The 12,689-nt window shown below is 72.3% G+C and carries 14 protein-coding genes; 4 read left to right on the forward strand and 10 right to left on the reverse strand.

The genetic code is table 11. The features are described 5' to 3' along the window. Window positions 1-603: SDR family NAD(P)-dependent oxidoreductase (locus E1286_RS41575; protein WP_132621970.1), on the forward strand; the 603-nt coding region annotated here is incomplete at its 5' end. Here E1286_RS41575 and E1286_RS41580 read toward each other — a convergent pair. From E1286_RS41580 to E1286_RS41590, 3 genes are read right to left on the reverse strand one after another with little or no spacing between them, the layout of a single operon-like run. Next, complete coding sequence (locus E1286_RS41580; protein WP_132621972.1) at window positions 581-1,654, reverse strand: DNA alkylation repair protein; 1,074 nt, start codon at window positions 1,652-1,654, stop codon at window positions 581-583. The two genes, E1286_RS41575 and E1286_RS41580, sit on opposite strands and share 23 nt — an antisense overlap. Before the next feature lie 31 nt (window positions 1,655-1,685). Continuing rightward, entirely contained in the window at window positions 1,686-2,180 is a 495-nt protein-coding gene (locus tag E1286_RS41585; RefSeq protein ID WP_132621974.1) for an SRPBCC family protein, read from the reverse strand. Next, window positions 2,177-2,542 carry a metalloregulator ArsR/SmtB family transcription factor gene (locus E1286_RS41590; RefSeq protein ID WP_132621977.1) on the reverse strand — a complete coding sequence of 122 codons (366 nt, stop codon included), beginning with the start codon at window positions 2,540-2,542 and terminating at the stop codon, window positions 2,177-2,179. The genes E1286_RS41585 and E1286_RS41590 overlap by 4 nt, the downstream gene beginning before the upstream one ends. Before the next feature lie 111 nt (window positions 2,543-2,653). Between E1286_RS41590 and E1286_RS41595 the strand changes: the two genes are divergently transcribed. After that, window positions 2,654-3,184: a hypothetical protein gene (locus tag E1286_RS41595; protein WP_132621979.1), complete on the forward strand. Its 531-nt coding sequence runs from the start codon at window positions 2,654-2,656 to the stop codon at window positions 3,182-3,184. Here E1286_RS41595 and E1286_RS41600 read toward each other — a convergent pair whose 3' ends face one another. Both E1286_RS41600 and E1286_RS41605 read right to left on the reverse strand, forming a co-directional pair. Continuing rightward, on the reverse strand, window positions 3,185-4,960 hold the full coding sequence (locus E1286_RS41600; protein WP_132621981.1) for an NAD+ synthase: 1,776 nt from the start codon (window positions 4,958-4,960) through the stop codon (window positions 3,185-3,187). It lies immediately after the preceding gene. 248 nt (window positions 4,961-5,208) lie between these two features. Beyond that, a complete protein-coding gene (locus E1286_RS41605; protein ID WP_132621983.1) occupies window positions 5,209-6,402 on the reverse strand; it encodes an MDR family MFS transporter in 1,194 nt (397 codons plus the stop codon). 59 nt (window positions 6,403-6,461) lie between these two features. Here E1286_RS41605 and E1286_RS41610 point away from each other — a divergent pair, with 59 nt between their 5' ends. Next, complete coding sequence (locus E1286_RS41610) at window positions 6,462-7,427, forward strand: DUF5937 family protein (RefSeq protein ID WP_132621985.1); 966 nt, start codon at window positions 6,462-6,464, stop codon at window positions 7,425-7,427. A 4-nt stretch (window positions 7,428-7,431) separates the two neighbouring features. Here the strand turns inward: E1286_RS41610 and E1286_RS41615 are convergent, their stop codons facing one another. Continuing rightward, complete coding sequence (locus E1286_RS41615; RefSeq protein ID WP_187368299.1) at window positions 7,432-8,421, reverse strand: terpene synthase family protein; 990 nt, start codon at window positions 8,419-8,421, stop codon at window positions 7,432-7,434. 147 nt (window positions 8,422-8,568) lie between these two features. Continuing rightward, on the reverse strand, window positions 8,569-9,114 hold the full coding sequence (locus E1286_RS41620; RefSeq protein ID WP_132621987.1) for an EF-hand domain-containing protein: 546 nt from the start codon (window positions 9,112-9,114) through the stop codon (window positions 8,569-8,571). Window positions 9,115-9,266: 152 nt separating this feature from the next. Here E1286_RS41620 and E1286_RS41625 point away from each other — a divergent pair, with 152 nt between their 5' ends. After that, window positions 9,267-10,628 (forward strand): glutamine synthetase family protein, encoded by a 1,362-nt coding sequence (locus E1286_RS41625; RefSeq protein WP_132621989.1) that lies wholly within the window; start codon window positions 9,267-9,269, stop codon window positions 10,626-10,628. A 144-nt stretch (window positions 10,629-10,772) separates the two neighbouring features. On the opposite strand, the gene E1286_RS41630 is transcribed toward E1286_RS41625, so the two are convergent. The 3 genes from E1286_RS41630 to E1286_RS41640 form a co-directional block, all read right to left on the reverse strand. Then, window positions 10,773-11,117 carry a YciI family protein gene (locus E1286_RS41630; protein WP_132621991.1) on the reverse strand — a complete coding sequence of 115 codons (345 nt, stop codon included), beginning with the start codon at window positions 11,115-11,117 and terminating at the stop codon, window positions 10,773-10,775. A gap of 64 nt (window positions 11,118-11,181) precedes the next feature. Continuing rightward, window positions 11,182-11,742 (reverse strand): AAA family ATPase, encoded by a 561-nt coding sequence (locus tag E1286_RS41635; protein WP_246075621.1) that lies wholly within the window; start codon window positions 11,740-11,742, stop codon window positions 11,182-11,184. A gap of 140 nt (window positions 11,743-11,882) precedes the next feature. Next, a complete protein-coding gene (locus E1286_RS41640; protein ID WP_132621995.1) occupies window positions 11,883-12,611 on the reverse strand; it encodes a potassium channel family protein in 729 nt (242 codons plus the stop codon). Window positions 12,612-12,689: the final 78 nt, after the last annotated feature.

Below are 12,689 nucleotides of genomic sequence, written 5' to 3' on the forward strand. Positions count from 1 at the left end.
GGGATCGGGAGGTCGGTCGCCCGGCGGTTCGCGAAGGGGGGCCTGCCGGTGGTGCTGATCTCGCGCGGCGGCGGGACGCTCGGCGTGGAGGGGGCGCTCGCGTACCGGGCCGACTGCGCCGACGAGGACGGGTTGCGCGCCGCGCTGGATGCGGCGGCCGGCGAGCTGGGCACACCCGACGCCGTGGTCTACAACGCCGCGGTCGTCCGCCCGGACTCGCCCGGCGAGGCGACCGCGCGGGCGCAGCTCGACGCCTGGGCGGTCAACGTGGTGGGGGCGCTGATCACCGCCGCGCACGTCGCCCCCGCCATGGCCCGCAGGGGTGGCGGCACGTTCCTCGTCACCGGCGGCATGCCGCGGCCCAAAGCCGCGTACGTCAGCCTCTCCCTCGGCAAGGCCGGCGTCCGGACGCTGGTGACGATGCTGGACGAGGAGTACGGCCCGGCAGGGGTGCACGTGGCCTCCGTCACGGTCGACGGCCCGGTCGCGCCCGGCACGCCGTTCGACCCGGACGACATCGCCGAGCACTACTGGCGTCTGCACGCCCAGCCCCGCGACCGCTGGGACCACGAGATCCAGATCACCGGGCCGGGAGCAGGGTGAACGCGGTCGTGGCCGCCACCCGGCCGTTGACGATCACCTCCAGCTCGCGCGGCCCGGGCGGCTCGTCCCGCGTCGTCACCGGGCGGAACGAATGGGTCTTGCGGACGGTGAACGTCGTCCCGGCCCCGCCGGCCTCGCGCTGCCCGAGGTGGAACACGCGCCGCGACCCCGGCCGCCGGATGGCGTATTTCAGCAGCACCGGGCCGGGCGCCCCCGCCGTCACCGTGACCGTGAACCCCAGGCGGTCGCCGACGGCCACGGCGTCGGACTCCAGCGCGAGCACGTCGACCGCGCCGCTCCCCGGCGTGGCGCCCACCAGCGCCAGCGCCTCAGGATGACCGGCGCGCAGCAGCCCCCGCACTGCGTGCCGTAGCACCGCCTCCACGTGGGAGCCGCCCTCGGCCCGCCACCGGGACAGCAGCGCCAGGGCCACCTCGGGATGGTCTTTCGCCAGGTCGTTGACATGGTTGGCGACCGAGCGGCGGACGTAGGGACTCGGGTCGTCGCGCAGCCGGTCGAGCAGGGGCAGCGTCGGCCCCGGGGTCATCAGCCAGCCGACGCGCCCCGCCCACGGCAGCCGCGGACGCGACCCCTCGGAGGCCAGCCGGCGCAGGTGCTCGTCGGGGGAGGCGGCCCAGTCGCACATGATCGCCAGGGCGTCGTCGCGGTAGCGCTCCAGAAAGGGCCGCACGGCGAACTCGCCCGTCGCGTACGGGGTCAGCGCGGCCAGCGTGGCCATCCCCGCCTCCAGGTGATCGAGCCCGCGGGCGGCGGTGTGGTCGGTGGCCGGCCAGCCGCTCCACATGTCGAGCGTCACCCGCGCCGCGCACGCGCGCACGATCTCGGCGGCCTGCGGATAGGGGAGGGGCAACGCGTCGTGCAGAACCCCGGCGACGTGGGTGACCCGCGCCTTGAGCTCCAGCCCGTCGAGCCCGTCGAGGGCGCGCGCGGTGAACCGGGCCTTCGGGAACGCCGCCCAGGCCGCCGTCAGCCCGTCGGCCAGCACCGACACGGAGCCGGCATTGATCATTTCTTTCAGCGGTTGAGCCACGCGCCAACTGTGCCAGCCGCCACCGACAATCTCAGCCGGTCAGCGTCTCGTAGTACGCCTTCATCGCCGGGTGGTAGTCGCCGAAGCCCGGCGCGGGGGAGCCGTCGCGGGAGGCGGCGAGCAGGTCGAGGTAGTACTCCCAGCCGGGGCCGATGTCGCCGACCCCGTCGGCCGTCTCCAGGTGGTGGACGAACCGCAGCTCCGTCGTGCCGCCGGCCTCGCTCAGCAGCAGCTCGACATGCCAGGCCCCGAACTCGTCCAGCGACGAGACGGCCAGCCGCCGGGGCGGTTCGCAGGCGTCGATCCGCAGGTCGTACCAGGGCTGCGTCTCCTCGTAGAGCATCTGGACCCGGACGGTGCGGCCGGGGGCGGCCTCGCCCTCCCACGGCCCGAACCAGCGGGCCGTGCGCTCCGGCTCGGTGATGCTCGCCCACACGTCTTCGGCGGGCGCGCGGAACGTGCGCGTCAGGACGAGGTCGCACCCGTCGTCAGCGCGGAACAACCGGCCTGTGGGGATGGGGCTCATGCCGTGCTCTCCTGTCTGCCGTCGGCGGCGCTGCCGGTACGGCGGCGCTCGCGGCGCGTTCGGTGTACTTCGGTCTCCAGCGCGTCGAGGCGGTGCTCCCACCCGGAGGGCCGCGCGAACTGCGCGAGCCAGCCCGCGAGCTCGGCGAACGGCCCCGGGTCGAGCGTGTAGAGGCGCCTGCGCCCGGCGAGCTCCGCGCGCACCAGGCCGCTCTCCCTGAGCACCCGCAGGTGGCGGCTCACGGCCGGCCTGCTGATCGCGAAACGTCCGGCGATCTCGCCGGCGGACATCGGCCCGCCCCTGAGCATCACGAGGATCTCCCGCCGCACCGGATCGGCGATCGCCCCAGCCGTCTCGTCCACCCGGAAAGCGTAACACAGTGGTTACGCATCACGCCAGAGCTGCGGAATTCCTGGAGCCCCTGCTTCCGTGGCGCACCCGAGGGCCGACGAATTGCGGCACTGTTGCGAGCCGTGTGGAGAAAACCCGAGAACCCGGCAGGCCCGCAGGCCGACGAACAACCGCCGTTCCAGTACCTGCCGCTCACGACCGAGGAACGCCGCCCCATGCTGGCGGCGTCCCTGCTCCTGCTCCTTCTGGGCGGCCTGGTCACGACCGCCGTGGTGAAGATGCAGGCGGACTCCGGCGGGACGACCGCGCAGCGCGCCGAGGCGAGCCCGCCGGCGAGCGGCAGCGCCCGCGTCGGCCTGGACCTCGAACCGGGCCGCTTCCCCTACGGCCTCCAGTCCGGAGCGAGGGTGCGCATCGTGCACACTCCGGCCTCCAGCCCTCGCTCCGGTCCGGGTGACGTGGCCGTCCGCCGGGGCCGGGTACTCGCGGACAACGCCAGGGTGGACAGCGTGGACCCGCCGCGGCACACCGGCCACGCGCGGATGACCGTGATCGTGGACAGCGCGTTGTCGCCGGACCTCGCCGTGTACGCGTCGAAGGGCGAGATCGCCGTCATCGACCTGCCCGCCCGGAAGGCCCGCACCAGCGGGTGACTACGCGGTGGTCTCGCGCCAGCGGTTGGTGATGGGCAGGCGGCGGTCGCGGCCGAAGTTCTTCGGCGTGATCTTCGGCCCCGGCGGATACTGCCGCCGCTTGTACTCGGCCAGGTCCACCAGCCTGATCACCCGCGTCACCAGCGCGGGGTCGTGCCCGGCCGCGATGAGCTCCCGCGAGCCCATGTCCTTCTCCACGTAGTCGTCGAGCAGCCGGTCGAGCACCTCGTACGGCGGCAGCGAGTCGGTGTCGCGCTGGTCGGGCCGCAGCTCGGCGCTCGGTTCCTTGGTGATCGAGTTCTCCGGGATCGGCCGCTCGGCCTGCAGCAGGAAGCCGGGCCGGGTGTGGGCGTTGCGCCAGCGCGCCAGCTCCCACACCATCGTCTTCGGCACGTCCTTGATCGGCGCGAAACCGCCGGCCGAGTCGCCGTAGAGGGTGGAGTAGCCGGTGGCCAGCTCGCTCTTGTTGCCCGTGGTCAGCACCAGGTGGCCGTGCTGGTTCGACAGGCCCATGAGGATCATGCCGCGCACCCGCGCCTGGAGGTTCTCGGCCGCCAGGCCCGACAGCTCGATCTCCTTCTCGTACGCGTTGACGATGTCGGCGATCGGCACGATCTGCGACGTGATGCCCTGCCGGCGCACCAGCTCCTCGGCGTCGGCCAGCGAGTGGTCGGAGGAGTAGCGGGAGGGCATGAGCGCGACGTTGACACGCGAGGGGCCGATGGCGTCGGAGGCGATCGTGGCGGTCAGCGCCGAGTCGATGCCGCCCGACAGGCCCAGGATGACCGACTGGAAGCCGTTCTTGGCGACGTAGTCGCGCACCGCGAGCACCAGCGCGGAGTAGACCTCGCCGTGCGGGTCGAGCTGCTCGGCGACGCGGGCCGGCACGGGCTCGTACGGCGCCACGGGCTCGGACGACAGCACCAGGCGCTCGACCGTGATGGTGGTGCCGTCGCCCGCGTCGTGCGGGAACATGCCGGGCTCCGCGTCCGACACCGGCAGGCCGTCGAGGTCGACGACCAGCAGCTCCTCCTCGAACTGCGCGGCCCGCGCCACCAGCTCGCCCGAGCCGTCGACCACGATCGAGTCACCGTCGAAGACCAGCTCGTCCTGCCCGCCGACCTGGTTGACGTAGACGAGCGCGCACCCGGCCTCGCGGGCCCTGCGCCCGCACAGCTCCAGCCGTACGTCGTCCTTCTCCTTCTCGTACGGCGAGGCGTTCGGCGACACCAGCAGCCCGGCGCCGGCGCGGCCCACGACGGACACGGGCCCGCCCTCCTGCCAGAGGTCCTCGCACACCGCTATGGCGACGTCCACGCCGTGCAGCCGGAAGATCGGCAGCCGGTCGCCGCGCACGAAATAGCGGTACTCGTCGAACACGCCGTAGTTCGGCAGGTGGTGCTTGGCCGTCCGGGTGACCACCTCGCCGCGGTGCAGCAGCGCGGCGGCGTCGAGCGGGGCGCCCTTGGGCTGGCCCACGCGGGGCGCGAGACCGGCGCGGTCGACGTAGCCGACCACCACCGGCAGGTCGCCGAGCCCTTCGCGGTGCAGCCTGCGCGCCACCTCCTCCAGCATGCGGATGCTGGCGTCCACGAAGGACGTGCGCAGCACGAGGTCCTCCACCGGATAGCCGGTGAGGAACATCTCCGTGAAGACGGCGAGGTGGGCCCCGCGTTCGGCGGCGTCGCGGGTCCACGCGACGAGCTTGTCCGCGTTGGAGCTCAGGTCGCCGACGGTCGGGTTGGTCTGTGCCAGGGCGATGCGCAGTTGTGCCACGCAACAAGACTAGTATGTCCCGATTTTTATCGTCAAAGCGACGAAAAGTCGGCTATTTCGCACTTGGCGCCCCAGATATGACAAATCCGGACTCGTACGCGGCACGAACCCGCTCACCCCGGTCCAGCGACCAACGTGCGATCCACATCATCGCAACGCGCGTCGGCGGGCGGGCCGATCCGGGCGGGCCGATCCGCGTGGCCCGATCCGCGTGGCCCGATCCGCGTGGGCCGATCCGGGTGGGCAGGTCAGCGGCGTCTGATGGCGGGGCCGAGCAGGAGCATGCCGATCGCCGAGAGGGCGCCGATGCCGCCGATCGTGAACCACAGCGTGCGCGGGCCGATCTCCAGCAGCGCGCCGCCCATCAGCGGCGCCAGCACCGCCGACAGCGACCAGGCGAACCCGAACAGCCCCGCGTACCTCCCCCGCAGCTCGGCGGGCGCCAGCGCGGCCACGATGGCCCCCGCGATGCCCGCCGTGACGATCTCCCCGGCCGTCCACACCGCGATCGTCGCCGCGAGCCCGAGCACGTCGGTGACGAACGCGGTCATGGCGAACCCGGCTCCCATGACCGCCATCCCCAGGGCGAGCGTCCGCGCGGGGTCCCTGCGGCCCAGCCACGCCGACACCAGCGGCTGGGCGACCACGATGAGCACGCCGTTCAGCGCCATGGCCAGACCGTACTCGCCGGACGACAGCTTCACGACCTTGGTCATCGCCACCGGCAGCGTGGTCATCGTCTGCGAGTAGACCAGCGCGTTCCCCAGCACGACCAGGGTGAAGCCGAGCATCACCCGGTCGCGCAGCACCGCGCCGAACCCGCCTGCCGACCGCTCCGCCCGCGGCCGGGTCTCCGGTACCGCCCGCCACACGAGCACGGCGAACGCCACGCACGACACCGCGTCGATCCAGAACAACCAGACGAACCCGACTCCGGCCAGCCAGCCGCCGGCCGTCATGCCGACCGCGTACCCGAGGTTGACCGCCCAGAACAGCAGCCCGTACGCCCGCGGCCGCTCCGCGGGGGAGACCAGGTCGGCGACCAGGGCGTTGGAGGCGGGCCGGTAGACGTCGATCACCAGGCCCAGCACGAACATCGAGGCCAGGATCGCCGGCAGCGAGGCGCTGTATCCGAGCGCCAGCATCGCGGCGCCGGTGGCCAGCATGCCGCCGGACAGCGTGGCCCGCCGGCCGATCCGGTCGGCGAGCACGCCGGCGAGCAGCTGCGACAGCAGCGAGCCGGCCCCGTACACGGCCATGACCAGGCCCGCCGCGGCCACCGACAGGCCGCGGCTCTGGGTCAGGTAGACGCCGGTGAAGGGGACGACCATGGTCCCCAGGCGGTTCACCAGCGTGCCGCTCCACAGCGCCCAGAACGGGCGGGGCAGCCCGCCGATCTGGGCCCGCAGGAACGACGGCTTCTCCACAGATACGCTCGACACGCACCAAACCCTGATATGTCGAGTTTTGTGGGGCGAACGATTTAGCGCACACTAAAACGATGTCCATCACGTGGGTGCTGAAGCCGGAGGACGTCGCCCGTATCCGGTTCGCGTTCTCCCCGATGTGGGAGCTCGTCGCCAGCCTGCGCACCCTGCAGCAGCCCGCCCGGCAGTCGATGCACCTGCCCTGGCTCAAGGCCGTCCGGCCCCGGCTGGCCGGGCTCGACCTGTCGGAGCTGTTCGGCCTCGTCCCGCCGTCCGGCTACCTGGCCGACTTCCTCACCCCGCCGCCCGACACGCCGATCCCCGACTTCGCCACCGAGCTCGACCGGGTCAGGAGCACCGACCCGCAGCTGGCCCGCGTGGAGGCCGCCATCGTGCGCGGCACCGACCGGGCCGTGATCGAACGCTTCCTCGCCGACCCGGCGACGGGCGTGGCCAGGGTCGCCGACGCGCTGGAGGAGTACTGGGAGACGTGCTTCGCGGAGTTCTGGCCCCGCGTGTACGCGCTGCTGGAACGCGACGTGCTGCGCCGCTCGCGGGAGCTGGCCCAGGGCGGGGCGCGGCAGTTGTTCGCCGGGCTCGACCCCGCAGTGACGTGGACGGGGGAGCGGCTGGTGGTCGACCGGCCCTGGTGCCTCATGGGCGGCCTGCACGGCGACGGGCTCGTGCTCGTGCCCAGCGCGTTCTACTGGCCGTCGGTGGCCGTGATGTCGGCGCCGTACCAGTCGATGCTCGTCTATCCCGTGCAGGCGGTCGGGACGTTGTGGGAGCAGGGACCGCCGCCGGCGCCCGGCGCGCTCGCCGCGCTCATCGGCAGGAGCCGGGCGCAGATCCTGCTCGCCCTCGGCGAGCCCGCCACCACCTCCGCGCTCGCCGCCCGCATGGCGCTCACCCCGGGCGCCGTCAGCCAGCACCTCGGCGTGCTGCGGGCCGGCGGGCTCGCGGTCGGGATGCGGGTCGGCAAGCAGGTCCTCTACCGCCGCACCCTCGCCGGCGACATGCTCACCGCCGGCTCGTCCTGAGCTCTCAGGCGTAGCGCTTCGACTCCAGGAGCCAGTCGAGGTGGGCGCGGGGCGCGGCCAGGTAGGCGCAGGCGACCTTGCTGACGTCCCTGGCCGTCTTGAGGTCGAGATCGTCGAGCGGCAGCCGCAGGGCGGCCTGGCGCATGTCCTGGCAGCGCTCGGCGATCCGGTCGAGCACCCAGGCGGTCGCCTCCCGCTCGCCCAGGTCGAGCTGGCGCATCGCGAGGACGACGAAGTTGTGCGCGTCGCCGCGCTCCTTCGGGCGCGAGGCCACGTCGTTGCACCACGCCGTGACGTCACTGCAGGCGTTCACGAGCTCCTGCCAGGGCCCCGAGGCGTGGAACCAGGCCGGCACCTCCACCCGCAGGCACGGCTCGACCAGGTCGTACAGGTACGGGCCGACCGTCCCCCTGCGCAGCGCCGGGTAGTCCTCCAGGGCCGGCATCCGGCCCGTCGCGCGGTTGTCGGCCTCGGCGCGGCAGGCGTCGTACTGCCGCTGCAGCCCCACCGCGAACCTGGCCCGCCACCGGTCGCTCATCCGCGCGCTGGTCACCCGCCACAGGTCGGCGAAGGCCGCCTCCAACGGGTGCCGCGCCGTGCCCTTGAGCAGGCCGTGGAAGACGTCCAGCGGGCCGGAGCGCTCGTCCAGCTCGTCGTCCAGGTGGAACAGCCAGGTCAGCCACTGCGCGAACAACGCCGCCGCGGCCGCGTCGAACTCGGCGAACGCCCGGCCCGCCATCCGGTGGTAACCGATCCCCGGATCGGCCCGCAGGCCGGTACGCCTGGCCCAGTCGAGGACCGCGGCCTCGATCGCGTACACGGCGGGATGCATCCGGCACGGCGCCGCCATCGCGGGCACCCGCTCGATCAGCGGCAGCAGCGCCATGGCCGCCGAGGCGCCCCTGCGCGGCAGGGGCAGTACAGAGGTCAGAGCGGAACGCAGCGCGGTGCGCACGGTGGTGCGTACGCTGGCGAACACGGTGGTGGTGGTCATGTGTGCTCACAGGGGTTTCAAAGGGGCTCATGAACGGGACCTGCGCAGCGGGCCGTCACCGCGACGTCGTTCGGGACATCACTCGGGGCCGTCGCCGGGGGGCTTTCACCGGGGCGTCAAAAAGGCTTCACCGCGAGACCGCGGCCTTCACAGCGGGCCGAAAAGCCAGTTCCCTGCCGCGTTGGGGTCGTCGCTCCGGTAGTAGTCCGAGAACGCGGCCACCAGCTCGGCCACGGTGAGCACCCCCCGCCCGGCCACGTCGAGCCGGTCGAACGCCTCGTCCACATCGTCGTAGGCCACACCGAAGGCGCTCAGCATCGTCCGGAACTCCTTCGGCCCGATCTCGCCGTCGCGGTCGTCGTCGCACAACTCGGCCACCGCCACCGTTGCCGGGTGGAACACCGGCTCGTACCGGTCGCCGGCGACGAAGGCCAGCGTCATCGCCGTACGGAACTCGGACCGGGTGATGCCGGAGTCGCCGTCGCGCTCCAGCGCCTCCGCCAGGACACACCAGATGCCGTCGAAACCGTCCACGAGGCTAGCCCCGGTGACCGAGGTGGGGGACTCACCGAATCCCACCAATATGCGGGCGCCCAGCCCCAGCAGGTCCTCCCGCTCCACGACGCCGTTCCCGCCCGCGTCGATGTGGTCGAATGCCCGATCCAGCTTGTGATTGAGCAGGTCGATGGCCACTGATGCCTCCCCCGAGACTGACTGCGTTGATCACAGTAGGTCGGGCGCGGCCCTTTGTCAGCGAGGCTCGCACCGGCACTCCCCGTAACCTGTGTGAAACACGGACACGGCATCCTGATAGGAGACCTGTACTGTCTTCACGAGGGGATGCCTTGGACCGCCAGCAGGAGTTCGTGCTCCGCACGCTCGAGGAACGCGACATCCGGTTCATCCGGCTCTGGTTCACTGACGTGCTCGGCTTCCTCAAGTCCGTCGCCATCGCGCCCGCCGAGCTGGAGGGCGCCTTCGCCGAGGGCATCGGGTTCGACGGCTCGGCCATCGAGGGCTTCGCCCGCGTCTACGAGTCCGACATGCTCGCCAAGCCCGACCCGTCGTCGTTCCAGATCCTGCCCTGGCGCAGCGAGGCGCCCGGCTCCGCGCGCATCTTCTGCGACATCCTCATGCCCGACGGCACGCCGTCCCACGCCGACCCGCGCTGGGTGCTCAAGCGCACGCTCGCCAAGTGCGCCGACATGGGCTTCACCTTCTACACCCACCCGGAGATCGAGTTCTTCCTGCTGAAGAACCGTCCCGAGCCGGGCACGCGGCCCGAGCCGATCGACTCCGGCGGCTACTTCGACCACACGCCCCACAGCGCCGGCCACGACTTCCGCCGCCAGGCGATCATGATGCTGGAGTCGATGGGCATCTCCGTCGAGTTCAGCCACCACGAGGGCGCCCCCGGGCAGCAGGAGATCGACCTGCGCTACGCCGACGCGCTCACCACGGCCGACAACATCATGACCTTCCGCCTGGTCATGAAGGAGGTCGCGCTGGAGCAGGGCATCTGGGCCTCGTTCATGCCCAAGCCGTTCACCGAGCACCCGGGCTCCGGCATGCACACCCACATGTCGCTGTTCGAGGGCGACCGCAACGCCTTCCACGAGGCGGGCTCCGACTTCCGGCTGTCCAAGATCGGGCGGTCGTTCATCGCGGGGCTGCTCCGGCACGCCGCCGAGATCACCGCCATCACCAACCAGTGGGTCAACTCCTACAAGCGGCTCTGGGGCGGCGCCGAGGCCATCGCGGGCCAGGGCGGAGAGGCCCCCTCCTACGTGTGCTGGGGCCACAACAACCGCTCGGCGCTCGTCCGGGTGCCGATGTACAAGCCGCACAAGGGTGGCTCGACCCGCATCGAGTTCCGCTCGCTCGACTCGGCGTGCAACCCGTACCTCGCGTTCGCGCTGATCCTGGCGGCCGGGCTGAAGGGTATCGAGGAGGGCTACGAGCTGCCCGCCGCCGCGGAGGACAACGTCTGGACGCTCACCAGCGCCGAGCGGCGCGCCCTCGGCATCCAGCCGCTGCCCGGCTCGCTCGACGAGGCGATCTCGGTCATGGAGCGCAGCGAGCTGGTCGCCGAGACGCTGGGCGAGCACGTCTTCGACTTCTTCCTGCGCAACAAGCGCGCCGAGTGGAACGAATACCGCCGCACGGTGACCGAGTTCGAGCTCGGCCGCTACCTGCCCATCCTGTAGCCCCGCCCTCGGGGGTCGGACGCTCGTGTCAACCGATCGGCCGATGCCGTTCGCGGCGTGATGGGCGAAGGCGCGGCGGGAGATCCTCGGGGCATGACGATCACCGGAGTGGACCGGCCGCGAAAGTCGTACGGCGGCCGGCGCTCACCCGTGGAACTCGCGCACCTCGATCGGGAGCAGGCGTACCGCCTTGGCCAGCTTGGCGGCCCAGGCGAGGGCGGCGTCCCGGTCGGGAGCCCTGATCACGGTGAAGCCGCCGATGTGCTCCTTGCCCTCGGTGTACGGGCCGTCGACGGTCAGCAGGTCTCCGCCGCGCACCCGTACCACGGCGGCCTGGCCGGGCGGCAGGAGCGCACCGGAGAAGACCCACGCGCCGGCGGCCCTCAGCTCCTCCTCCAGGGCGGCCAGGTCGCGGGCGATGGGCTCCAGCACCTCAGGGCCGGGCGGCGGGCCGTCGGGCTGGTAGATGGTCAGCACGTACTGCTTCATGGGATTCTCCTTTCGTCGTCCCCTGGACGAACGGGACGGCCCCGGATCGACACGCGGGGGAGAATCAGTCCGCCCGCGGCGGGGCGGGGGCGCGGGAGTCGTCGAAGACGATGGCCTCCAGCAGGCACGCCTCGGCCCGGTCGATGACGCGCGCCCCGGCCGCCGGGGCATGGTCGCCGTTCTTGACCCGCGCCAGCAGGCTCTCCCAGCGGCGGCGGTGGCGGTCGAACGTCCGCGCGGGCACCATTCGGCCGCGCGCCACCTGCCCGGCCAACGCCTCGTCCGCGGGCGCGTCCAGCAGGAGCAGCTGGAGGCTCGCGCCGTGCAGGCGCGCCAGCCCGGCGAACCAGTAGAGCACGTGCCTGCCGCAGCCGCGCTGGTGGGCGATCACCGCGTGACCGCCGGCCAGGGCCCGGCGGATGTGCTTCACGTGGGTGGCGAAGATGAAGACGCGGCGCACCCGATAGGGGGCCCAGGTGAGCCTGTCGTCCCACTGCCGCCGGGCCTGCGAGGAGTCGATCACCACGGTGGTGCCGGCGGTGATGGGCAGGCGCTCCACGTCGGGGCCGTACAGGCGGCGCAGCAACGTGGTCTTGCCCGCGCCGGGGAGCCCCGTCAGGATCACCAGGGATCCCGGAGGAAACCTCAACCTCGCGCCGTGCACAGGCTCACCCCCGCATGATCCGCCGTCCGGCCCCGCCGCGTCAGCATAGGCCCCCATGCCCCCCAGCCTCACCGACTTCGCGCCAAGACGCGCACTCCCGCTCATCGGGGCGCCAGACGGGCGCTCAGCTCGGCCACCGTCCGGCGCAGCTCGACCAGCTCCGCCGTGACCTGGGCGAGCTCGGCCTCGGTACGGCGGTCCGCGGCGGCCGTGCGCTCGAACCGCTCGACGAACCACGAGGCGATGGCCGCGGTCACCACGCCCAGCAGGGCGATCCCGGCGATCATCAGGCCCGCGGCGACCAGCCTGCCCTCGCCGGTGACGGGGAAGCGGTCGCCGTACCCGACGGTGGTCATCGTGACGAGGGACCACCACAGGGCGTCGCCGATCGTCTCGATGTTGGCGTCCGGGGCGCCGCGTTCGACGTCGAGGACCGCGACGCTGCCGACGAGGCCGAGGAAGACGGCGGTGCCGCCGACGTACACGACGGCGCGTACGCGCAGCGGCAGGCGTACGCGCTCGGCGACGACCTGCACCAGGAGCAGCGCGCGCAGCAGCCAGAGCGGGCGCAGCAGCGGGAGCAGGACGACCAGGAGCGCGGGGACGTTCCTGAGCACGAAGCTCAGGCGGCGCGGGGCCAGAACGAGGCGGATCAGGTAGTCGGCGGTGAACAGGGCCCAGCAGACGACCTGCAGGTGCCAGAGCGCCACGTGAGCGGGGGTGGGCAGGCCGAGGGCGAGCACGGGGACCGCCCAGCCGAGTAAGAAACCAGTGCCGATGGCGATGAGCGCGACTCTGGTGCGGCGCTCCCAGGAGGTCAGCCGGTCCATGCCGACAGTCTGCGCCACCCGCCCTCGATGGCGCCGCCCCTCACCGAAGCGTTCTGCCGGCCTGCGCGGGCGGAATTC

The sequence above is a fragment of the Nonomuraea terrae genome (genome assembly GCF_004348995.1).
Taxonomy (GTDB): domain Bacteria; phylum Actinomycetota; class Actinomycetes; order Streptosporangiales; family Streptosporangiaceae; genus Nonomuraea; species Nonomuraea terrae.